The sequence below is a fragment of the Streptomyces sp. JLBG701 genome (assembly GCF_058544905.1).
The window spans coordinates 4486106-4508662 of sequence record NZ_CM178588.1; the positions used below are offsets into that span (position 1 = coordinate 4486106).

A 22557-nucleotide genomic window follows, 5' to 3' on the forward strand; every position below is an offset into this window, starting at 1 on the left:
GCCCGATGCCGAGTGGGCTCATCGCGCTGGCACTCGGCGGTTTCGGCATCGGGCTGACGGAGTTCCTGATCGCCGGCCTGCTGCCGCAGGTGGCGTCGAGTTTCGGGGTGTCCGAGGCGGCGGCGGGCCGGCTGATCTCCGGGTACGCGTTGAGTGTCGCGGTCGGCGCGATCGCGCTGACCGCGGCGACGGCACGGCTGCCCCGCAAGGGGATCCTGGTCGGCCTGGTGGCGTTGTTCGTCATCGGCAACCTGCTGTCCGCCATCGCGCCGAACTATCCGGTGATGCTGCTCGGACGGATCGTCGCGGCGCTGTGCCACGGTTCGTTCTTCGGCATCGGCTCACTGGTCGCGCGAAGTCTGGTCCCGCCGGAGAAGAAGTCCCGCGCGGTGGCCGTCATGTTCGCCGGACTGACGGTGGCGAACGTCCTGGGCGTACCGTTCGGCGCGCTGGTCGGCGAACGCTGGGGCTGGCGGGCCGCCTTCTGGGCGGTCACCGGAATCGGCGTACTGGCACTGGCGGGAATCGTCGCCCTCGTCCCCTCCGGCGCGGGAGAGACGGGGACGACGGGGACCAGGACAGCTCTGCGCACCCAGTTCCGTGCCTTCCGCTCCGGGCAGGTCTGGCTGACACTGACGGCCACCGCGCTCGGCTACGGCGGGATGTTCGGCGCGTTCAGCTATATCGCGTACACCTTCACCGAGGTCGGCGGCTTCTCCCCGTCGGATGTCGCCTGGCTGCTCATGGTGTACGGCGTCGGCCTGGTCGTCGGCAACCTGGTCGGCGGACGCGCGGCCGACCGCGACCGTGACCGCGCCCTGGTCCTCGCCCTGCTCGGGCTCACCGTCACCCTGACCGTGTTCGGCCTCCTGGCCACCAGCGCCACCGCGTCGGTGATCCTCGTGTTCCTGATGGGCCTGTTCGGATTCGCCGGCGTGCCCGGCATGATCACCCGCGTCACCGACTACGCCCACGGGGCACCCCTGGCCGCCAGCGCCAACGTGTCCGCGTCCAACATCGGCAACGCCCTCGGCGCCTGGCTCGGCGGCCTGGCCATCACCACGGGCCTCGGCTACACCGCGCCCCTCTACGTCGGCGCCGGGATCGTCCTGACCTCCGTCGTCGTCATGGCCGTAGCCGCACACCAGGCACGCGAAAAGCCCGGCAGTCGTGATGACTGCCGGGCCTTTACACACATGGGATGAGTGGAGATGGCGGGAATCGAACCCGCGTCCACCGGTGCAGAATCAGGGCTTCTCCGTGTGCAGTTCGCTGCGATTTTCTCGGCCCCGGCGATCACGCGAACAAGTCGCCGACGGGCCCAGTCACTGTTAGATTTCCCTCTTCACCCCGTGACCGAGATCAAGGTTTAGTCCCCTAGCTGATGCCAGGATCCGGGTCGGGAACAGCCCCGGGCTGACACTCCCATAAAGGAGCTTTCGCGTTTCGCTACTTAATTAGGCAGCGAGAGCGAAGAGCTCGGGAGAATCGCTCTTGGAATTGGCGATTATTTTTTGCGACATATGGTTTACGAGATCATTGCCGCTTCCTCGACACGCTTCCCCTGCTTCGACATCCGCTGTCGAAACCGATCATCCCCATGTTGTTTTTTCAAACTACTACCACACCCGCTGTGGGGTGCAGTGCCATCGTACGTGAACAACACACGACGACGCCAACCTGTTTCCTACTCGCCCCGCTGCTTCCGCTTCGCCGCCGCGATCGCCCGGTCCGACTCCCGCCGGTCCTGCTTCTCCCGCAGGGTCTGGCGCTTGTCGTACTCCTTCTTGCCTCGCGCGAGCGCGATCTCGGCCTTCGCGCGGCCGTCCTTGAAGTACAGGGCGAGGGGCACGATCGTGTGACCCGTCTCCTGGGTCTTGGCCTCCAGCTTGTCGATCTCCTCGCGGTGCAGCAGCAGCTTGCGCTTGCGGCGCACCGAGTGGTTGGTCCAGGTGCCCTGGTGGTACTCGGGGATGTGGGCGTTGTGCAGCCACGCCTCGCCCCCGTCGATCTGGACGAAGCCGTCGGTCAGCGAGGTCCGACCTTCGCGCAGCGACTTGACCTCGGTGCCGGTGAGGACGATCCCGGCCTCGTAGGTGTCGATGATCGCGTAGTCGTGCCGGGCCTTCTTGTTCTGGGCGACGATCTTGCGCTTGCCGCCCTTCTCACCGTCCCTGGCCTTGGCGGCGCTCCCTGACCCCTGCTTGGGCTGGGACTCCTTCGGTACGTACATTCCCTTACTCATAGTGCTGACCATTTTCGCACTACAGGGGGGTCCGAGGGAAAGGCGATTACCGCACGCGCGAAACGGGGCTCACGGGACGGCTCAGGACACGTCCCCGAGGCCGCTGAGCACGGTCTCCGCGCGCCCTACGGCGACCTCGCCCTGCTGGTCGACGTCCAGGTCGGGCGTGATGCCGGTGCCGTCGACGCCGCGCCCCGAGGGGGTGCGGTAGTGGCCGACGGTCAGCTCGGCGACGGAGCCGTCCGGCAGCCGGCTCGGCATCTGGACCGAGCCCTTGCCGAAGGTCTGGGAGCCCACGACGACCGCGCGGCCGCGGTCCTGGAGGGCGCCGGTGAGCAGCTCGGCCGCGCTCATCGTGCCGCCGTCGACGAGCGCGACCAGGGGTCTGGTGGTGTCGCCGCCCGTCTCGGCGTGCAGGGCGCGCTGCTCGCCGTTGACGTCGTAGGTGGCGACGAGGCCGCCGTCGAGGAAGGCGGAGGCGGCGGTGACGGCCTCGGTGACCAGGCCGCCGGAGTTGCCGCGCAGGTCGAGGATGATGCCGGCGCCGGCCGCGGACTGCCGTACGGCATCGCGTACGACGTCGCCGGAGCCCTTGGTGAAGGCGGCGATCTTGATGACGGTGACACCGCCTGCGAGCTCGCGGACGGTGACGGAGTCCGTGGACATCAGGGCCCGGCGCAGTGTGAGGCTCCACGCGCGTGTGCCGCGCTCCAGGCCGAGGCGGACGGTCGTACCGGCCGTCGCGTCGGTCGCGTCACCGCGCAGTAAGGAGACGACCTCGGTGACGGGACGGCCGGTGACGCTCGCGCCGTCGACGGCGCTCAGGCGGTCTCCGGCCCGGATCCCGGCGGCGGCCGCGGGGGAACCGGACCGCACCTTCGTCACCTCGATACGGCCGTCGCTCTCGCGCCGCGCCCACAGCCCGACGCCGGTGTACTGGCCGTCGAGGGCCTCCTCGAACTCCTCGTACTCGCCCTCGGAGTAGACGGCGCCCCAGCGGTCCCCGCTGCGGCTGACGGCACGCTCGGCGGCCTCCATGGGGGACTTGCCGTCGGCCATGGCCTCTGCGGCGGCCTCGCTCACGTCCTCCGCGTGTCCGGCGGGGGCGGCCGCGGGCGAAGGGGAGGTCCCGGACGCCGACTTCCGGGCGGCCTCGGGGAAGGACCCGGTCGCGGCACCGGCGACGAGCACGCTCGCGAAGACCAATGTCAGGGCGGCCCCGCGGCGGATGCGGCGGGGCTGACAGAAAGGGTCACGGCCTGACATGCCGGTGAGTCTAGGACAACGCGAAGGGCCGCACGGGCGGTTGCCCGTACGGCCCTCGGGGCGTGCGTCACACCTTCAAGTACTTGCGCAACGCGAAGAACGCGGCCAATGCGGGCATCAGCAGGCTCGTCGCGAGGATGAGCGGAAGCTTCGTCAGAACGGCGTCCCAGCCGATGAAGTTGATCAGATTCAGCTTCTCGGACAGGGCCAGACCGTGGTCGATGATGAAATACCGCGCGATCAGCAGGAAGCCACAGGCGACCGTGCCGCCGATCAGCCCCGCGACCGCGGCCTCCATGATGAACGGCGCCTGGATGTAGAAGCCCGAAGCACCGACCAGGCGCATGATCCCGGTCTCACGCCGTCGGCTGAACGCGGAGACGCGCACGGTGTTGACGATCAGCATCAGCGCGACGACCAGCATGAGCGCCATCACCGCGCGCGCGGCCCAGTTCATGCCGTTGAGCAGCCCGAAGAGGTTGTCCAGGATGCCCTTCTGGTCCTGCACCGACTGCACACCGTCACGCCCGTCGAAGGCGGTCGCGATGACCTGGTACTTCTCCGGGTCCTTCAGCTTGATCCGGTACGACTCCTGCATCTGGTCCGGCGTGAGGGAGCTGGCCAGCGGGGAGTCGCCGAACTGCTCCTTGTAGTGCTTGTACGCCTGGTCCTGCGACTCGTACGTGACCTTCTCGACGACCGTCATCTTGTCGAGGTCGGCCAGGATCTCCTTCTTCTGGTCCGAGGTCACCGCGCCCTTGGCACAGTTGGGGTCGGACTCCGCGTCGCTCTTGTTGCAGAGGAAGACGGAGACGTTGACCTTGTCGTACCAGTAGCCCTTCATGGTGTTGACCTGGTCGCTCATCAGGAGCGACCCGCCGAACAGGGCCAGGGACAGGGCGACGGAGACGACGACGGCGAACGTCATCGTCAGGTTGCGACGGAGACCGACACCGATCTCGGACAGTACGAACTGGGCGCGCATGGCGTCTGGTCAAACCTTTCCGTGGAACAAGTGCCGGTCGTCAGTGCTGGTAGCCGTAGACGCCGCGTGCCTGGTCGCGGACGAGGCGGCCCTGCTCCAGCTCGATGACGCGCTTGCGCATCTGGTCCACGATGTTCTGGTCGTGCGTCGCCATCACCACGGTGGTGCCCGTCCGGTTGATCCGGTCGAGCAGCTTCATGATGCCGACGGAGGTCTGCGGGTCGAGGTTGCCGGTGGGCTCGTCGGCGATCAGCAGTTTGGGCCGGTTGACGAAGGCCCGCGCGATGGCCACGCGCTGCTGCTCACCACCGGAGAGCTCACCGGGCATCCGCTCCTCCTTGCCGCCGAGCCCGACGAGGTCGAGCACCTGCGGTACGGATTTACGGATCTCGCCCTTCGACTTGCCGATGACCTCCTGCGCGAAGGCGACGTTCTCACCGACCGTCTTGTTCGGCAGGAGCCGGAAGTCCTGGAACACCGTCCCCAGCTGGCGGCGCATCTGCGGCACCTTCCAGTTGGAGAGGCGCGCGAGGTCCTTGCCCAGCACGTGCACCTGACCGTGGCTGCAGCGCTCCTCACGGAGGACCAGCCGCAGGAAGGTCGACTTTCCGGAGCCGGAGGACCCCACGAGGAACACGAACTCGCCCTTCTCCACTTCCAGGGAGACATCCCTGAGAGCGGGGCGGGTCTGCTTGGGGTAGACCTTGGAGACGTTGTCGAATCGGATCACGGATGCACCACGGGTCGCCGGGGGTAGATGAGCGTGACCATACGCGACCCGGGTGTGCCCCCGCAGGCTCCGGTCACGGTTGCGTGAGGGTTGTGCGTTTTTGTACGGGGGTAGCTTTCGGACTGACGCAGGGGCTTTCCAGGCGCCCGCGCCCTTTCCGGGGGAACCTGGCACAGTGGAGGGGGAACGTTCTCGTTTCTGAGGGCGTTGTGTACGTGGAACGTGGAACCGGTGCAAGGAGGGCGAGCGCATGACGTACGACCGGTTGGTGTGCGCGAACTGCGCCGCGCCCGTGAACCAAGGCCGCTGCCCCGTGTGCCGGGCGAACCGTGAGCGGCTCCAGCAGGAGAACTTCTTCGGGGGCATGAACCCCATGGCGCTGATCGCGCTGCTGGCCGTGCTGATCGCGGCGCTGGCGCTGGTGGCGCACCAGACGGCATAAGGCCCGTCCAGAGCAGGTGAAGGGGCCCGGAGCGAATCGCTCCGGGCCCCTTCATACATGAGGCGTGCGTACGTTCCGTACGCGGACGGCTACCGTCAGGCAGCCGCACCGCCGCGGCCACCCACGAGACGCGGGAGCATACGGAAGCCGATGCCGCCGGCGATCATCGTCGCGGCGCCGATCAGCAGGAACGTGGTCTGAGCGGCACCGGTCTCGGCGAGCTCGTCACCGCTGCCCTGGGCCGCGGTGTCCGTGCCGGTGTCGGTCAGGGACGAGGTGCCGGCCTCCTGGGCGGAGGTGTCGGAGCCACCGTCGGTGTCGGTGTTGCTGTTCCCGTTCCCGTTCCCGTTGCCGTTCCCATTGCCGTTTCCGTTCCCGCTACCGGTGCTCTCGGTCGGGTCGGCGGTGGGGTCGTCGGTCGGCTCGGTCGGGTCCTCGGTGGGCTCCGTCGGCTCGTCCGTCGGGTCGTCGGTGACGGGCGGCGGCTCCTCGGTACCGGGGTCCGTCGGCAGTTCGGTGGACGGGTCCGTCGGGATGTCGGTGGACGGAGGGGTCGGGTCGTCTTCGAGACCGGTGTCGACGTTCACGCCGACACCGTTCTCGTCCACGCTCACGCCGATCTCCAGCGCGGAAGCAGCGCCGGCAGCGGTCAGCGAGGCACCGGCGGCGATCACGGCACCGGCGGCTATGCGCGCGATCCGGATCCGCGTCTTCTTCGTCATAAAGTTGCTACCCCCAGTAGCTGGTCGTCAGTAGAGCATCGGTGCTCGGGGCCGTGATCGACGGGGGTAGTTGTTGAGCCCCCCGGTTCACATGCGCCCCAGAGATACGCATGCCACGCTTTACCCTTCCCATTTTTCAAAGCAACGTCAAGGCCGTTGCGCGCGCAATGTCCAAGTGGGGGGCATTTGCCGGAGGATGGAGTGTGTGAGTGTGATGTAAAACCCAGACATCCTGAATCATGGCGGGAAAACAAAAGGCAACTGCCGCCGGGTGGGCGACAGTTGCCTTGTCGACAAACTTACTTCTCCTGCTGCTTGCGCCAGCGAATTCCGGCCTCCAGGAACCCGTCGATCTCGCCATTGAACACGGCTTCCGGGTTACCGACCTCGAACTCGGTCCGCAGGTCCTTGACCATCTGGTACGGGTGCAGGACGTACGAACGCATCTGGTTGCCCCAGGAGTTGCCGCCGTCGCCCTTGAGGGCGTCCATCCTGGCCTGCTCCTCCTGCCGGCGCCGCTCAAGGAGCTTGGCCTGGAGGACGTTCATGGCGCTGGCCTTGTTCTGGATCTGCGAGCGCTCGTTCTGGCAGGAGACGACGATGCCGGTGGGGAGGTGGGTCAGACGGACCGCGGAGTCGGTCGTGTTGACGCCCTGGCCGCCGGGTCCCGAGGACCGGTACACGTCCACGCGCAGCTCGGACTCGTCGATCTCGATGTGGTCGGTCTGCTCGACGACGGGCAGGATCTCGACACCGGCGAACGAGGTCTGGCGGCGCCCCTGGTTGTCGAAGGGCGAGATCCGGACAAGCCGGTGGGTGCCCTGCTCGACGGAGAGCGTGCCGTAGGCGTACGGCACGTGCACGGCGAAGGTGGTCGACTTGATGCCGGCCTCTTCGGCGTGCGACGTCTCGTAGAGCTCCGTCTTGTAGCCGTGCCGCTCGGCCCAGCGCAAGTACATGCGCTGGAGCTTCTCGGCGAAGTCGGAGGCGTCGACGCCGCCGGCCTCGGCGCGGATGGTGACGACGGCCTCGCGGGAGTCGTACTCGCCGGAGAGCAGCGTGCGGACTTCCATCTCGTCCAGCGCCTTCTTGACGGAGACGAGCTCGTTCTCCGCCTCGGCGCGGGTGTCCGGGTCGTCCTCCTCCTCGGCCATCTCGAAGAGAACCGAGAGGTCGTCGATCCGGCCGCGAAGCGCTTCGGCCTTCCTGACCTCCGCCTGGAGGTGACTCAGCTTGCTGGTGATCTTCTGCGCCTCGTCGGGGTCGTCCCACAGGGACGGCGCGGCCGCCTGCTCCTCGAGCACGGCGACATCTGCCCTCAGCTTGTCCAGGTCCAGGACGGCCTCGATCGACTCCATGGTCGAGGAGAGGGACTTGAGCTCTTCGGATACATCGACGACTGCCACGCCTCCAGCCTAACGTCTGTGGCAACCGACCTCGGTCGGGTCACTTCTTGCCCGACCGAGTCGGGTAGTGGGTGGGCATAGGTCGGGGGTCCAGGGGGCGGAGCCCCCTGGGACGGTCACGGGGACGCCGGTGCCGAATTCTTCGTGTCCTGCGGAGTCGCCCCCGCGTCATCACCGGACGTGGCCAGCCACGTACCCACCCCGACCGCAGCGACCAACACCACCCCAGCCACCCCGAGCGTCACCCGCCTCCGCCGCGCAGAGGCCCGATGCCGAGCAGAACCAGGCCGCGGCGCCCCGGCAGGACGCGGCACGCGAGCCGTCCCGCGCGCACCCCCGGCCAGCTCATCCGGCCCCGGCACCCTCATAGACGTATGCGTATCCCGATTGGAATCCGGCTTGGCGCCGCCCGGCACGAGCGGCACAGCCCCCCGCCGCCGCACCTGCTCCCCCACAGGCGAGGCGGAGACCGCAGCGTCCGCCTCGTCCTCCTCCTCGGGCTCCGAGTCCGGCTCATCCACATCCAACGGCGGCATCCCCGCCAGCAACGGCAACTGCTCCCGCAGCCGAGCCCCCAACTCGGACGCCCGCAACCGCGACGCCGGCGCCTTCGCCAGACACTGCACGATCAACTGCCACAACTCGTCGGGAATCCCCGGCAGCGGCACGACCGTCTCGGTCACATGCCGCCGCAGCACCGCCCCCGGATGCCCACCCCCGAAGGGCGTGAACCCGGCGAGCAACTCGTACAGCACGGTCGCGAGCGCGTAGATGTCGACGGCCGCCCTCGGCGGCAGCCCCTCGACGATCTCCGGCGCCAGATAGTCCGGCGTCCCGATGATCTTCGTAGCCCTGGTACGCCGTGGTGAGTCGATCAACTTGGCGACGCCGAAGTCGGTGAGCAGCGCGGGGTGCGAGCCGCCGGGCCCCAGCGGGCCCTGCATGTCCAGCAGGACGTTCTCCGGCTTGACGTCCCGGTGCACGACCCCGGCCGCATGAGCCGCCGCGAGCCCGTCGGCGACGTCGGCCACGATCGCCACCGCCGCCTCGGGCGCGAGCCGCCGCTCCCGGTCGAGCCGGGTCCGCAGATCGGTGCCCCGGACGAGGTCCATGACGAGCGCGAGGTCGTTGCCGTCGACGACCAGGTCGCGTACGGACACGACGTTCGGATGGTCGAGCCCGAGCAGCGCAGTCCGCTCCTGCACGAAGCGTCCGACGAGTTCCTGGTCGGACGCGAGATCCTCGCGCAGCAGCTTGATGGCGACGGGCCCGTCGGGTCCCTCGCCCAGCCACACCGTGCCGGCGCTGCCCCGCCCCAGGATCTGGTGGGCGGTGTACCGGCTACCGATCTTCCGTACCAAGACTGCTCCTACAGACGCGTGTTGTCGCTAAAACTACGCGTCCGTGGACCCAACCTTCACCGCAGAGGCAGAAATCACCCCCCAGGTGTCGACAAATCCCCAGAGCCGCCTCCCTGAACGGAAACGGAGCTACTGCCCGGGGCCGGAGCCACCGCTCGAACTGGAGCCTCCGCCCAGATCCTCGATCCACCCGCTCACGGTGCTGAACATGTCCCCGATCTGCTGCCAGTAGCTCTTGCCCGTGCCGATCCAGCCCTGCAGGGGACTCAGCTCCCAGATCAGCCACCCCGCGACGAACAGGATGATGATCGTGAACAGGCACCCCTTCAGACAGCCGAGCCCGGGGATCTTCATCGGGTTTGCGCTGCGCTGCCGCGGCTCGCGGGCCTGCCGCGGGGCGGGCTGCTGGGGTTGCTGCGGGGCGGGCGCGTACCGCTGAGGCTGCTGGTGCTGCGGCGGCGGCGCGTACTGCTGGGGCTGTTGCTGCTGCGGACGGCCGTATCCGGGGCCGGGCTGCTGGCGCTGCGGCGGCCGCTGTTGCTGGGGCTGCTGCGGGCGGGCGGCCTGCCGCTGGGGGCGGCGGCGCAGCGGGTCGTCGTTGGGGTCGAGGTACTGCTGGACCTGGGTCGGCTCGTTGCGGTCGCGGGCGGCACGCATCTGGTTCTGCCAGGGGTGCGGCTGCTCGGGCTGCTGCCCCTGCTGCCCGCCTGGCTGGTGCTGCGGCACGGGCGGCAGTACGGCGGTGGGGTCGGCGGCACCGGCCTGGCCCGCGGCACCCGCGGTGTGCGGCAGGAAGCTGGTGGCGGCGTTCGGGTCGTACGCCCCCACCCCCGCACCCCCGCTGTGCGGCAGCACCTGCGTCGGGTCGGCGGCACCCGGCATGCCCGGCACGGTCGCGGGCGACGGGTCGGGCGCGAGGAGCATCGCGACGCTCTCCGCGGCCGCGATCTGCGCGGAGTTCGCGTGCACACCGACGCCCTCGGCGACGACGCGCAGCCCGCGCGCGAGGTTCTCGGCGCTGGGCCGGTCCTCCGGGTTCTTGCGCAGGCAGCGCTCTATGACCGTCCACAGCGGGTCGGGAACCGTGGAGGGGCGGCGGGGCTCGGCGCTGAGGTGCTGGTGGAGGACCTCCAGGGCGGAGCCGCCGGAGAACGGCGGCCGACCGGTGACCAGCTCGTACATCAGGATGCCGGCGCCGTAGATGTCGACCGCGGACGTCTGCGGGCGGCCCTCGGCGGACTCGGGCGCGATGTACGCGGGCGTGCCGACGAACTCGTGGGTGCGGGTGAGGCCCGGGGAGTCGGCGAGACGGGCGATGCCGAAGTCGGTCAGCATCGGGTGCATCTGGCCGCCGGTCTGCTTGAGCAGGACGTTCGCCGGCTTCAGGTCGCGGTGTACGACGCCGTCGGCGTGGCTCGCGGCGAGCGCGTCGGCGATCTGCGCGGTGATCAGGGCGGCGCCGACGGGCGAGAACGGCCCGTTCTCACGCAGGTAGCGGTGCAGGTCGGGGCCGTCGACGAGGTCCATGACCAGGGCGAGCAGATCACCCTCGACGACCAGGTCGCGGACCCGGACGATGTTCGGGTGGGTCAGCCGGAGCAGGACGGACCGCTCTCTGAGGAACCGCATCACGATGTCGGGATCGTTGGCGAGTTCTTCCTTCAGAACCTTGATCGCCACCGTCTCGCCGGGCTGCCCCTGGACCGCGGCCTCGGCGCCCGCCGCCTCGCGCTGGCGGGCGCGCCAGACGGTACCTGTGGCGCCGCGCCCAAGCGGCTCCTCAAGGAGGTACTTGCTCCCTACTGGCCGCACGTCATGCGCTCCCTGCTGCTTGCTTCGGTGTTCCGACCACTGTAGTGCTGCGGAACCTGGCACCGGGCTGTCGCGGGCCTGTGCTTCCCCATAGGTACGAGTACGGACGAGACGTACGGGATTACGCACGCGTTCCCGTACATGTTCGATGGAAAGACGCTCGCCCTGGGTCGCTTGGTTGCCGGGCCCGAACGTGACCGATCTCAAGCGGTCGTCTGTCGCGCACTGGGCAGGCACTTTTGCGGGCAGAGCCGACCAATCAAGATCACTTGATGGTGGGCGGCGGGCGTGTTGTCAGTGGCAGGTGCGAGGATGCCTCCAGTACTGGCCGACGTGCTCGTGTGGCGGTGGGGGAAGTCCGCGGTGAGGGACCCGCGGTGGGGCTTCGCTCTCGCTCTCGGGTGCCCGCGCAGAAGGGACCGCTGACGGCGATGCAGATCCGGCTGACCGTCGTAGACCCGCTGGGCCCGCCCTCCTTGCCGCAGGGGCGCGCCGCGAGTTGCGACGTGCTGGTCACCGCGCCCGCCGGCACCGCCCTGGCCGCGGTCGCCTCGGCACTGGCGTCGGCCGTCTCCGGCGACGGGGGCATGTCACAGGCGGAGCGAGGCAGAGAGCTCGGCGGCGGCCCGGTCGTGCTGTACGCGGGTGCGGAGCGCCTCGACGCCCAGCGCAGCACCCTGGGCGAGCCGCCCCTGACGGACGGCGCGGTGCTGTCCCTGGGCGCCCCCGCCGAACCCGAGCCGCACCCCGAGGTCGACGACGCCCCGACCCAGCTCCAGGTGATCGCGGGCCCGGACGCGGGCGGGGTCCATCTCCTGCACGGCGGGCGGATCGACATCGGCCGCTCCGCCGACGCCGACGTCCCGCTCGACGACCCGGACGTCTCCCGGCTGCACTGCGCGGTGACGGTCGCCTCCGACGGCCGCGTCTCGGTCGCCGACCTGGGCTCCACCAACGGCACGACCCTGGACGGCACGCGCGTGGGCACCCGCCCGGTCCGCCTCACCCCGGGCGCGCTGCTGCGGATCGGCGAGTCGGCCCTTCGACTCACCCCGGCCGGCGGCCCGGGGTCACGGGCGAAGACGACCCCCGACGGGGAGGGCCATGTACGGGTCTCCCCCGGGACCGGCACGGGCAGCGCCTCGGCCCCCCACGCACGCGTGAAGAGCAACAGCACCAGCGAGCAGGGCACACCCCTGCCCGCCGGAGCACCCTCCAGCGCTCCCTCCGGTGAGACACATCACGCCTACGGCTCCGCGAGCTGGGGTACATCCGCGACGGCCCCCGGCGCCCAGGAACACCGCTCCGCCGAAGCACCCACGGTTCCGGGCCAGGCCGCGGCACCGCACATCGAGACCCGCGCGGGAGACCGCCACGGGGACACCCATGTCGGACGCATCGACCAGCTCGGGACGGGCCCCCTCGACAGGGCGCCGGGCGCCGAGGACACCGACGGCCCGTCCGCCCGTACGACGACGACATCACTGAGCGACCTCGCCGAGGGCACAGCCGGCACCGCCGGTGGCGGCACCCGCAAGGGGACCCCGCTGAGGGGGACGGACGTACCGCAGGGCGTGCGCAGGCGCGGCGGGCTCGGCGCGTGGGCGCGACGGCTGGCCGGCGGACGCGGCGAGGCAGGGGCCGAGGAGCAGGAGACCTACGACGACGCTCCGGCCGCCCGCTCCACCGCGTCGGCGTCCACGCCGGCCCACCCCCAGGCGCCGGAGATGTGGCCGGACCCGGCGGCGCTGCTGCTGACCGCGCTGGCCCCCGGCCCCCGCCTGTGGGAGCGCGGCCCGGGCCACCCGGAGGCGCTGACGGTGCGCCTGGGCACGGCGGACCGGGCGGCGCCCGACGGCTCGGGCCTGCTGCCCGCGGTCCCGGTGACCGCGGGTCTGCGCGAGGCGGGCGCACTGGGCCTGGCCGGTCCGCGCCCACGCCTGGCCGGGCTGGCCCGCGCGGTGCTCGCCCAGCTCACCGCGCTGCACTCCCCCGACTGTCTGGAAATCGTCCTGCTCAGCACGGACCGCGCACGCTCCCTGGAGGAGCGCACGGCCGAGTGGTCCTGGCTCGGCTGGCTCCCGCATCTGCGTCCGGCGCACGGCCAGGACTGCCGTCTCCTCGTCGCCTACGACCGCGAACAGGCCACGGCCCGCACGGACGAACTCCTGCGCCGCCTGGACGACCACACCCCCGAGCCTCTCAAGGGCCCGGGCGTGCCGGCCCCCCGCAGCGGCACCGGCGACCACGAGACCAGGGGCGCGGCCCACCGCCCTTCCTGGGCACAGGCCGACGACGCGGACGCGAAAACCGCCCACCCCGGCCCGTACACCGTGGTCCTCGTCGACGGTGACCCCGGAGGCGCCGCCGTGCGCGAGGCGATGGTGCGGCTGGCGCAGGAGGGCCCGCGGGTCGGCATACATGTGGTGTGCCTGGCCGAGACGGCACCCGCGTCACCCGCGTCGCCGGTGACGGAGACGTACGAAGCGGCGTGCGCGGCCTCGCCGGTGTTCCGGGAGTGCGGGGCCGTCGCGCTGCTCAGCGGTGACGTGGCGACGGCGCTGCGGCTGATGCGGGTCGCGGAGCCCGGCTCGGGTGCGTCCCTGTCGCAGGGCACCGTCGCCGCCGTGGACGCGGTCTCCCTGGCCTGGGCGGAGCGGTTCGCGAGGGCGCTGGCACCGCTGCGGCCGGACGGTGCCGCGACCGAGCGCCGCCCGCGCGTGTCCTCCCCCCTGCCTCAAGCCGCGCGCCTGCTGGACGAGTTGGGGCTGGCGAGGGCCACCCCGGCGTCACTGATGGCACGTTGGGCGGACGCGTCCGACGACGCGGAGTCCCTGGGCGGACGGGCCTCGGCCGTGCTCGGCGCCGGTCCACGCGGCCCACTCGCCGCGGACCTGGTCACCGAGGGCCCGCACCTGCTGATCGAGGGCCCGTCGGGCAGCGGCCGCACGGAGCTCTTGCGGGCGATGGTCGCCTCGCTGGCCGCCGCCGAGCGCCCGGACCGGCTGGGCATCATCCTGATAGACGGCCGGGACAACGTCAGCGCGGGCTCCGGGCACGGCGACGGCCTGCGCGTCTGCACGGACGTACCGCATGTGACGACCCATCTGACCGCCAACGACCCCGTCCGCATGCGGGAGTTCGCCCAGTCCCTGAGCGCCGAGCTGAAGCGACGCTCCGAGCTGCTGGGCCGGGCCCACTTCACCGAGTGGCACGCGGTGCGTGAGGTGTCGGGCCGCATAGTCACCCAACGCTCGGCGAGGTCCACGGCAGGTAGCGCGGGCATGACCGCCAACGGCGACATCGACACGCCCCCCAGCTCCACCCTCCGCCTCCGCCCGGCGGCATCCCGTCAACACACGGAGGCGGCACCGCCGTTGCCCCGGCTCGTCGTGGTCGTGGACGACCTGGACGCCCTGGTCTCCCCCGCCCTCGGCTCCCCCGGGCGCCCGGCGGCGGGCTCGGTGATGCGTGCGCTGGAGGCGGTGGCCCGCGAGGGTGAGCGGCTTGGCGTCCACCTGGTGGCCGCGGCCGGCATAGGCGGCCGCACGGCGGAAACGGAACCGTCCCGCCGTGCTTCCCTCCGCATCACCCTCGACGCCCCGACCCCTGGCCCAGACGAACCAACGCCCGGCCGCGGCCGCCTAACATCCCCGGACGGCCGGATAACCCCCTTCCAGGGCGGCCGAGTAACAGGCCGAATCCCCCGCACGGCAACCCTCCGCCCCACGGTCGTCTCCCTGGACTGGCACCGCATGGGCGACCCGCCGACCCGCCGCCCGATCCGCGAACTGGGCAACGGGCCAACGGACTTGGCGCTGCTGGCGAGTGCGTTGGAGAGGGCGGCGAGAGAGGTGTCGGCGACGGAGGTCCCGTCGCTCTTGTAGCGCTGGGCTCCCTGGGGCTCCGCCCCAGACCCCGCTCCTCAAACGCCGGAGGGGCTGAGTTTTTCAGCCCGTCCGGCGTTTGAGGACAAGGCCCGTTCAGGGCCGAAAGGGGGGTCTGGGGGCGCAGCCCCCAGGGACGGGAACCCCACCCCACCCGCGCCCAAATCACGACCGGGTCACGATCCCCCACTTGACAGCGGACGCGCTCTTGCCGACCCCAACTCCCCGGCGTAGACACAACCGCACGGGACAGCGCTCGAACGTTCGACGAGGCACCAAGAACGGGGCAGTGATGCGTAGCACGAGCAAAACCACAGCCGCTCTCCTCACGGGAGCCCTCGCCCTCTCCCTGACTCTCACCGCCTGCGGCGGAGACGACGACAAGGGCACCGACAACGCCAGCTCCACCCCAAGCAAGGAACCCGGCTCCTCCCTCACCCTCCCCAAACTCAACGGCCAGACACTCGAAGTAGCCGCAGTCTGGACGGGCCCGGAGCAGGAGAACTTCACCAAGGTCCTGGAGGAGTTCCAGAAGCGAACCGGCGCGAAAGTCAACTTCGTACCCACCGGCAACAACACCTCCACGTTCCTCGGTACGAAGATCCAGGGCGGCCAGCCGCCGGACGTCGCGTTCCTGCCGCAGGTAGGCGTGCTGCACCAGTTCGCCGAAAAGGGCTGGCTCAAACCCCTCGGCACGGAAGCCCAGGCCCAGTTGGACAAGAACTTCTCCACGGGCTGGAAGGATCTCGGCGCCTACGAGGGCAAGCAGTACGGCGTGTACGCGAAGGCCGCCAACAAGTCCCTCATCTGGTACAACACGGCTGCCTTCGAAGCCGCGGGCATCACCGACACGCCCACCACCTGGAAGGACTTCCTCACCACCGCGCAAACCCTGTCGGACTCCGGTTCCCCCGCGGTCTCCATCGGCGGAGCCGACGGCTGGACCCTGACCGACTGGTTCGAGAACGTCTATCTCTCGCAGGCCGGCCCGGAGAAGTACGACCAGCTGGCGCAGCACGAGATCAAGTGGACGGACGCGTCGGTCAAGGCCGCGCTCACCACGCTCGCGGAGCTGTGGGGCAAGGACGACCTGATTGCGGGCGGCCGCTCGGGCGCGCTGCAGACGGAGTTCCCGAAGTCGGTCACCCAGACCTTCTCGGGTGACAGCCCGGCGGGCATGGTCTTCGAGGGCGACTTCGTGACCGCGAACATCAACGCCGACACCAAGGCGAAGGTCGGCACGGACGCCAAGGTGTTCCCCTTCCCGGCGGTCGGCGCCGACTCCCCCGTGGTCAGCGGCGGTGACGTGGCGGTGGCACTCAAGGACGGCGAGGGCGCGCAAGCCCTGATGACGTTCCTGGCCTCGACGGACGCGGCGGAGATCTGGGCGGCGCAGGGCGGCTACCTCTCCCCGAACAAGGAGATGGACCAGGCCACGTACAAGGACGACGTCACCCGGGACATCGCGAAGGCGCTGATCGCGGCGGGCGACGACTTCCGGTTCGACATGTCTGACCAGGCGCCGGCGGCGTTCGGCGGCACGCAGGGCGTCGGCGAGTGGAAGGACCTCCAGGACTTCCTGAAGAACCCGAAGGACGTGGCCGGCACCCAGCAGAAGCTGGAAACGGACGCGGCCAAGGCCTACAAGACCGGCTGACGGCGCGCCCGGATGACATCCATGGCGAACTCGACAGGGGGCGCCGGCGCACTGCCGCTGCCCCCCGTCAAAACGCGCAAGAGCGTGACGGGAACCCGGCTGTGGGTGGCGGTGCTGTTCCTGCTGCCCGCGCTGGTGCTCCTCGGCGCGCTCGTGGTCTACCCGATCGGGTACTCGGTCTGGCGCAGCCTCTACGACGCCGACGGCTCGGGCTTCGTCGGCTTCGAGAACTACGGCGACATCTTCACCGACGACGCCACGCTCACCGCGGTCCGCAACACGGCGATCTGGGTCGCGGTCGCACCCGCCCTGGTCACCGCACTGGGCCTGATCTTCGCGGTGCTGACCGAACGGGTGCGCTGGGGAACGGCGTTCAAGCTGGTCATCTTCATGCCGATGGCGATCTCCATGCTCGCGGCCGGCATCATCTTCCGTCTCGTCTACGAGCAGGATCCCGACCAGGGCGTGGCCAACGCGGTCGTGACGTCCGTGCACGACGCGTTCGTCGAGTCGTCGGTCTATCCGAAGGCCCGGCCGAACGCCACGGTGAGCGATCTGAAGGCGTCCGGCGGAGGGTCGTACACGACAACGGGCACTGTGAGTCCGGGCACCCCAGCCCTGCTCCCCCTGGTCGGTATCGCGCCCAACAAGCTGCCCGGCACCCCCGAGGACGCGAAGACGCCGACCGCCTCCGAGGGTGTCTCCGGCACCGTCTGGCTGGACTTCAAGCTCGGCGGTGGCGGCACCAAAGGCCAGGTGGACGCGGGTGAGAAGGCGCTGAAGGGCGTCAAGGTGGAGGCCGTGAAGGACGGGAAGGTGGTGGCCTCCGCGAAGAGTGCCGCCGACGGCACCTTCACCCTCCCCGCGGAGGCCGACGGAGCCCAACTACGGCTCCCCGGCTCGAACTTCGCGGCCCCCTACAACGGCATCGACTGGCTCGGCCCGACCCTCGTCACCCCCGCCATCATCGGCAGCTACGTCTGGATGTGGGCGGGCTTCGCGATGGTGCTGATCGCGGCCGGGCTCGCCGGCGTCGACCGCAACCTCCTGGAGGCGGCCCGGGTGGACGGCGCCAACGAGTGGCAGGTGTTCAGAAAGGTCACCGTGCCGCTGCTCGCGCCCGTCCTGGTCGTCGTCCTCGTCACGCTGATGATCAACGTGATGAAGATCTTCGACCTGGTCTACATCATCGCCCCGCAGCCCAGCCTGGACGACGCCAACGTCCTTGCCCTGCAGCTGTTCCTGTCGTACTCCGGCGGCGGGGGCAATCTCGGCGTCGGCAGCGCGATCGGCGTCATCCTGCTGCTGCTCGTACTGCCGGTGATGTTCGTCAACATCCGCCGGCTGAGGAAGGAGCGTGAACGGTGACCGCCCTCGACACGACCGTGCGCGCCAAGCGCTCCTTCGCCGCCCGGGTCGCGAGCGGCGCGGCGGGCGGGGTGATGCGGGTCTTCCTGATCCTGGTCGCGGTGTTCTGGCTGGTACCGACCTTCGGTCTGCTGGTGTCCTCGTTCCGCGACCCGACCGACATCGCCTCCTCGGGCTGGTGGAAGGTATTCACCGCGCCGAGCAAACTGACGGCCAAGAGCTACGAGACGCTCCTGGACAACGGCGCGATCACCGACGCGCTGTTCAACACCATCTGGATCACGGTCCCGTCGACGCTCCTTGTGGTCCTCATCGGCGCGATGGCCGGATACGCCTTCGCGTGGATGGACTTCAAGGGCCGCGACTGGTGGTTCCTGCTCGTCGTGGCGCTGCTCGTGGTCCCCGTGCAGGTGGCGCTGATCCCGCTCTCCGATCTCTTCGGCAAGATCGGGATCTTCGGCGACATCATCGGTGTGGTGCTCTTCCACGTCGGCTTCGGACTGCCGTTCGCGATCTTCCTGCTGCGCAACTTCTTCGCGGAGATCCCCCGGGAACTCCTGGAGGCGGCACGGCTGGACGGCGCGGGTGAGGTGAGGCTGTTCGCGACGGTCGTACTGCCTCTGGGCGCGCCGGCGATCGCGTCGCTCGGCATCTTCCAGTTCCTGTGGGTGTGGAACGACATGCTGGTCGCGCTGGTGTTCTCCAACGCCCAGTCGCAGCCGCTGACCGTGGCGCTGCAGCAGCAGGTGAGGCAGTTCGGCAGCAACATCGACATCCTGGCGCCGGGCGCGTTCATCTCGATGGTGATCCCGCTGGCCGTGTTCTTCGCGTTCCAGCGGCAGTTCGTGTCCGGGGTGATGGCGGGAGCGGTCAAGTAACCGGTACGAACGTCAGGTTGGAGGGGCGGGCCCTAGAGCCTGTGAACGGTCGGCCCCTCCTCGTTCACCGCCGATCCCCCATATGCCGTAAGCGGCGTAACCAGGTCACTCCATCGGGCGTTCCCGGGCAGACCGCCCGCGTCGACCCATGGATGTGCCTTGCCCAGGTTCAGTGTCATCGTCCCCGCGTACAAGGTCCAGGCGTACCTGCACGAGTGCCTCGACTCCGTGCTCTCACAGTCGTATCCCGATCTCGAACTGATCGCCGTCGACGACTGCTCCCCGGACGCCTGCGGCGAGATCATCGACGAGTACGCGGCCCGCGACGCCCGCGTACGGGCCGTCCACCTCCGCGAGAACCAGGGCCTGGGCCGAGCCCGCAACGCGGGTCTGGAGCACGCGCAGGGCGACTACCTCGTCTTCCTCGACGGCGACGACACGCTCACCCCCGACGCGCTGCGCTCGATCGCCGACCGCCTCAAGGAGACCGGCGAACCGGACGTCCTGGTCTACGACTACGCGCGCACGTACTGGTCGGGCGAGGCCCACCGCAACAAGGTCTCGATGCAGCTCGCCGAACACGGCCCGGCCCCTTTCCGCCTGGAGGACCGCCCGGGCCTGCTGCGGCTGCTGATGGTGGCCTGGAACAAGGCGTACCGGCGGGAGTTCGTCGAGCGCGAGGGCCTCGCCTTCCCGCCCGGCTACTACGAGGACACGCCCTGGACCTACCCGGCGATGCTGACCGCCGAGTCGATCGCGACGCTCGACCGCGTCTGCGTCCACTACCGCCAGCGACGCCGGGGCAACATCCTGTCCACGACCAGCCGCAGTCACTTCGACGTCTTCGAGCAGTACGACCGTGTCTTCGCGTTTCTCGACGGGCGCCCCGAACTCGCCCAGTGGCGGCCGGTGTTGTTCCGCCGGATGGTCGACCACCTGTCGACGGTGTTCGCCAAGCGCGACCGCCTGCCGGAGGGCACCCGCGCCGAGTTCCTGCGCAAGGCCCGTGCCCACTACCGCCGTTACCGCACACCGGGCGCCTCGGTCCCGCTGCGCTCCCGCCTGCAACACGCCCTGATCCGCCTGGGCATCCACCGCACCTACCGGGCCCTACGGCTGACAACTGCCCTGCGCCGCAACGCGGTCAAGTTCACGAAAAGCCTGCTGAGAGCGGTCCGTTCCACCACTCTCCGCCTCCACTACCGCGTCCAACGGCTCCTGCCCCTGCGCTCCGACCGGGCCGTCTTCGCCGCCCACCGGGGCCGCGGCCACGGCTGCAACCCGGGCGCGCTGGAGTCCGCGTTCCGCACCCACGCCCCGCACATCCGCACGGCGTGGATCGCCCGCCCCGAGCACCACCACACCGTCCCCACCGCAGCACGCCGGCTCAACCCGGGCTCGGCCGCGTACTGGACGGCACTGGCCCGCTCCAAGTACCTGGTGAACAACGTCAACTTCGACCGCCGTCTGATCAAGCGCCCCGGCCAGGTCTTCGTCCAGACCCAACACGGCACGCCCCTCAAGCACATGGGCCTCGACCTCCAGGAACACCCGGCGGCCGCCCGCGACTTGGACTTCGAGGAGCTCCTCGCAGGCGTCGACAAGTGGGACTACGTCGTCTCCGCCAACCGCCACACCACGCTCACCTGGGAGCGCGTCTACCCGGGCGGCTACACGACCCTCCCCTACGGCTATCCCCGCAACGACGTGTTCCAGCAGGCGACTTCGGCGGACGTGACCCGCCTGCGCGAGTCGCTCGGCATCCCCAAGGAATCGGTCGCGATCCTCTACGCCCCCACCCACCGCGACTACCGTCGCACCCAGCGCGCCACCCTCGACCTGGAACGGATCCTGCGCCGCCTCGGCCCACGCTTCGTAGTCCTGGCCCGCGCCCATTACCTCCACGGCGGCCCGCTCGCCCGCACCTCGGCCCGCCTGATCGACGTCACCGACCATCCGAACGTCGAGTCCCTCTGCCTCGCCTCGGACGCCCTGGTCACCGACTACTCGTCGATCATGTTCGACTACGCCAACCTCGACCGCCCGATCGTCATCCACTCCGACGACTGGGAGGCGTACGAGGCGGCCCGCGGCACCTACTTCGACCTGCGCGCCTTCCCGCCGGGCGCGGTCGCGCGCAGCGAGGACGAGCTGATCGACATCTTCGCCACCGGCCACTGGCGCGGATCCCGCTCCGCCCAGCTGCGCTCCGCGTTCCGCGAGCGTTTCTGCCCGTACGACGACGGACGCGCCGCCGAACGGGTCGTACGCCATGTCGTGCTGGGCGAGCGGGACTTCCCGCCGGTCGTGCCGCTGGACGCGCGCCATCCGGTGCCGTCGGCGGCGGCGCGGCTCGCGCACTCACCGCTCGCCACGGTTCCGCAACCGGGCGGCGTGCACTCACCCGTCACCGAGAGCCAGTGAACACCGTTTCTTCTTCCGGGAGTTCGTATGCCTTCAAGCCCGTCGCGGCCCACTCCGACGCGACCGACCACGTGGCGGCCGACAGGGAGACCGGGGTGACGCGGTCGGCCCGGAGCATCTCGCGCCCCCTCATGCTCCGCACCCGCCTCCTGTACGCCCGCGAGCTGCGCCGCCCGCTGGACCCCAACCTGGCTGTGTACTGCGCCTATTGGGGCCGCGGCTACACCTGCAACCCGGCCGCGATCCACGCCAAGGCCCGCGAACTCGCCCCGCACATGCGCTCGGTGTTCCTGGTGGAGCCGGACGCGGTGGACACGATGCCGCAGGGTGTCGAGCACGTCGTCATCGGCTCTCGTGCGTACTGGAAGGTGCTGGCCCGCGCCAAGTACCTGGTGAACAATGCCAACTTCGCCGACAGGGTCGTCAAACGCCCCGGCAGCGTCCACCTGCAGACCCAGCACGGCACCCCGCTGAAGAAGATGGGCGTCGACGAGTCCAGCAGCTCTGCCAGGCTGCTGCGGCGGGTCGGCCGCTGGGACTACAACCTCTCCTCCAACCGGCACTCCACGCGAACATGGGAGCGCGCCTTTCCGGGCTCGTACGAGCAGTTGGAGTACGGCTATCCGCGCAACGACGTCTACTACACGGCGACGGCGGACGATGTCGCCGGTATCCGCGCGGAGTTGGGGGTACCGGAGGGCAGCACAGCCGTCCTCTACGCTCCCACCCACCGCGACCACCGCACCGGCTTCGAGACCGGCCTGGACCTGGAGGCCTTCTGCGAGGCGGCCGGCGAGGACGTGGTCGTGCTGCTGCGCGCCCACTACTTCTACGACCGGGGAGGCGAGGGCGAAGGTCGCGCGAGGAGCAGCGGCCGGATCATCGACGTGACCGCCCACCGCTGCTCCGAGGACGTCTGCCTGGCCGCGGACGCGCTGGTCACCGACTACTCGTCGATCATGTTCGACTACGCCAACCTCGACCGCCCGATCGTCATCCACTCCGACGACTGGGAGGCCTACCGGGAGACGCGGGGCGTCTACTTCGACCTGTTGGCGGCGCCGCCGGGTCCTGTGGTGCGTACGGCGGAGGAGTTGGCGGGGGTGTTCCGGGACGGCTCGTACGCGGGACCGGAGTCCGCGGCCCTGCGGGCCGAATTCCGTTACCGCTTCTGCGAGTTCGACGACGGGCGGGCCGCCGAGCGGGCCGTCCGCCGGGTGTTCCTGGGCGAACCGGCGGAAGCGATCCCGCCCGTGCTGCCGCTCGCCGAGCGCGTGCCGGCCCCGGCCGCCGTCCGATGAGCGCGGCACAACGACAGGGGCGAGGCAGTCCTCACGGACTGCCTCGCCCCTGCAACGGCCCAACCCGGGGCTA

The 22557-nt window shown here is 70.0% G+C and carries 15 protein-coding genes, 1 other RNA gene and 1 pseudogene; 8 read left to right on the forward strand and 9 right to left on the reverse strand.

Translation table 11 applies throughout. The annotated features are described in order from the left end of the window. The first annotated feature begins 5 nt into the window (after positions 1-5). Complete coding sequence (locus tag AC5DRG_RS20560) at positions 6-1205, forward strand: MFS transporter (RefSeq protein ID WP_491812028.1); 1200 nt, start codon at positions 6-8, stop codon at positions 1203-1205. Here the strand turns inward: AC5DRG_RS20560 and ssrA are convergent. The 5 genes from ssrA to ftsE form a co-directional block, all read right to left on the reverse strand. Beyond that, positions 1204-1600, reverse strand: a transfer-messenger RNA (tmRNA) gene (gene ssrA / locus AC5DRG_RS20565). The two genes, AC5DRG_RS20560 and ssrA, sit on opposite strands and share 2 nt — an antisense overlap. A gap of 87 nt (positions 1601-1687) precedes the next feature. Continuing rightward, positions 1688-2233 (reverse strand): SsrA-binding protein SmpB, encoded by a 546-nt coding sequence (smpB, locus tag AC5DRG_RS20570; protein ID WP_491813098.1) that lies wholly within the window; start codon positions 2231-2233, stop codon positions 1688-1690. Between the two features lie 93 nt (positions 2234-2326). Continuing rightward, complete coding sequence (locus tag AC5DRG_RS20575; RefSeq protein ID WP_491812029.1) at positions 2327-3511, reverse strand: S41 family peptidase; 1185 nt, start codon at positions 3509-3511, stop codon at positions 2327-2329. 67 nt (positions 3512-3578) lie between these two features. Further along, positions 3579-4496 (reverse strand): permease-like cell division protein FtsX, encoded by a 918-nt coding sequence (ftsX, locus tag AC5DRG_RS20580; RefSeq protein WP_491812030.1) that lies wholly within the window; start codon positions 4494-4496, stop codon positions 3579-3581. Positions 4497-4536: 40 nt separating this feature from the next. Next, positions 4537-5226 carry a cell division ATP-binding protein FtsE gene (gene ftsE, locus AC5DRG_RS20585; protein WP_491812031.1) on the reverse strand — a complete coding sequence of 230 codons (690 nt, stop codon included), beginning with the start codon at positions 5224-5226 and terminating at the stop codon, positions 4537-4539. A 250-nt stretch (positions 5227-5476) separates the two neighbouring features. Between ftsE and AC5DRG_RS20590 the strand changes: the two genes are divergently transcribed. Next, on the forward strand, positions 5477-5668 hold the full coding sequence (locus tag AC5DRG_RS20590) for a hypothetical protein (protein ID WP_491812032.1): 192 nt from the start codon (positions 5477-5479) through the stop codon (positions 5666-5668). A gap of 95 nt (positions 5669-5763) precedes the next feature. On the opposite strand, the gene AC5DRG_RS20595 is transcribed toward AC5DRG_RS20590, so the two are convergent. From AC5DRG_RS20595 to AC5DRG_RS20610, 4 genes are all read right to left on the reverse strand, one after another. Then, entirely contained in the window at positions 5764-6390 is a 627-nt protein-coding gene (locus AC5DRG_RS20595; RefSeq protein ID WP_491812033.1) for an LPXTG cell wall anchor domain-containing protein, read from the reverse strand. Positions 6391-6689: 299 nt separating this feature from the next. Then, entirely contained in the window at positions 6690-7796 is a 1107-nt protein-coding gene (gene prfB / locus AC5DRG_RS20600) for a peptide chain release factor 2 (RefSeq protein WP_491812034.1), read from the reverse strand. Positions 7797-7912: 116 nt separating this feature from the next. Beyond that, on the reverse strand, positions 7913-9157 hold the full coding sequence (locus tag AC5DRG_RS20605; RefSeq protein ID WP_491812035.1) for a serine/threonine-protein kinase: 1245 nt from the start codon (positions 9155-9157) through the stop codon (positions 7913-7915). A gap of 129 nt (positions 9158-9286) precedes the next feature. Beyond that, a complete protein-coding gene (locus AC5DRG_RS20610) occupies positions 9287-10969 on the reverse strand; it encodes a serine/threonine-protein kinase (RefSeq protein WP_491812036.1) in 1683 nt (560 codons plus the stop codon). A gap of 431 nt (positions 10970-11400) precedes the next feature. Here AC5DRG_RS20610 and AC5DRG_RS20615 point away from each other — a divergent pair, with 431 nt between their 5' ends. From AC5DRG_RS20615 to AC5DRG_RS20640, 6 genes and pseudogenes are all read left to right on the forward strand, one after another. Further along, a complete protein-coding gene (locus AC5DRG_RS20615) occupies positions 11401-14856 on the forward strand; it encodes an FHA domain-containing protein (protein ID WP_491813099.1) in 3456 nt (1151 codons plus the stop codon). 292 nt (positions 14857-15148) lie between these two features. After that, positions 15149-16513, forward strand: a complete 1365-nt coding sequence (locus tag AC5DRG_RS20620) for an ABC transporter substrate-binding protein (RefSeq protein WP_491812037.1) — start codon at positions 15149-15151, stop codon at positions 16511-16513. Positions 16514-16534: 21 nt separating this feature from the next. Next, on the forward strand, positions 16535-17881 hold the full coding sequence (locus AC5DRG_RS20625; RefSeq protein WP_491812038.1) for a carbohydrate ABC transporter permease: 1347 nt from the start codon (positions 16535-16537) through the stop codon (positions 17879-17881). Beyond that, positions 17878-18759 (forward strand): carbohydrate ABC transporter permease, encoded by an 882-nt coding sequence (locus tag AC5DRG_RS20630; protein ID WP_491812039.1) that lies wholly within the window; start codon positions 17878-17880, stop codon positions 18757-18759. The genes AC5DRG_RS20625 and AC5DRG_RS20630 overlap by 4 nt, the downstream gene beginning before the upstream one ends. A gap of 159 nt (positions 18760-18918) precedes the next feature. After that, on the forward strand, positions 18919-21183 hold the full coding sequence (locus tag AC5DRG_RS20635; protein WP_491812040.1) for a bifunctional glycosyltransferase/CDP-glycerol:glycerophosphate glycerophosphotransferase: 2265 nt from the start codon (positions 18919-18921) through the stop codon (positions 21181-21183). Between the two features lie 122 nt (positions 21184-21305). After that, positions 21306-22484 (forward strand): annotated as a pseudogene (locus AC5DRG_RS20640) (CDP-glycerol glycerophosphotransferase family protein); the annotation flags it as partial. Positions 22485-22557: the final 73 nt, after the last annotated feature.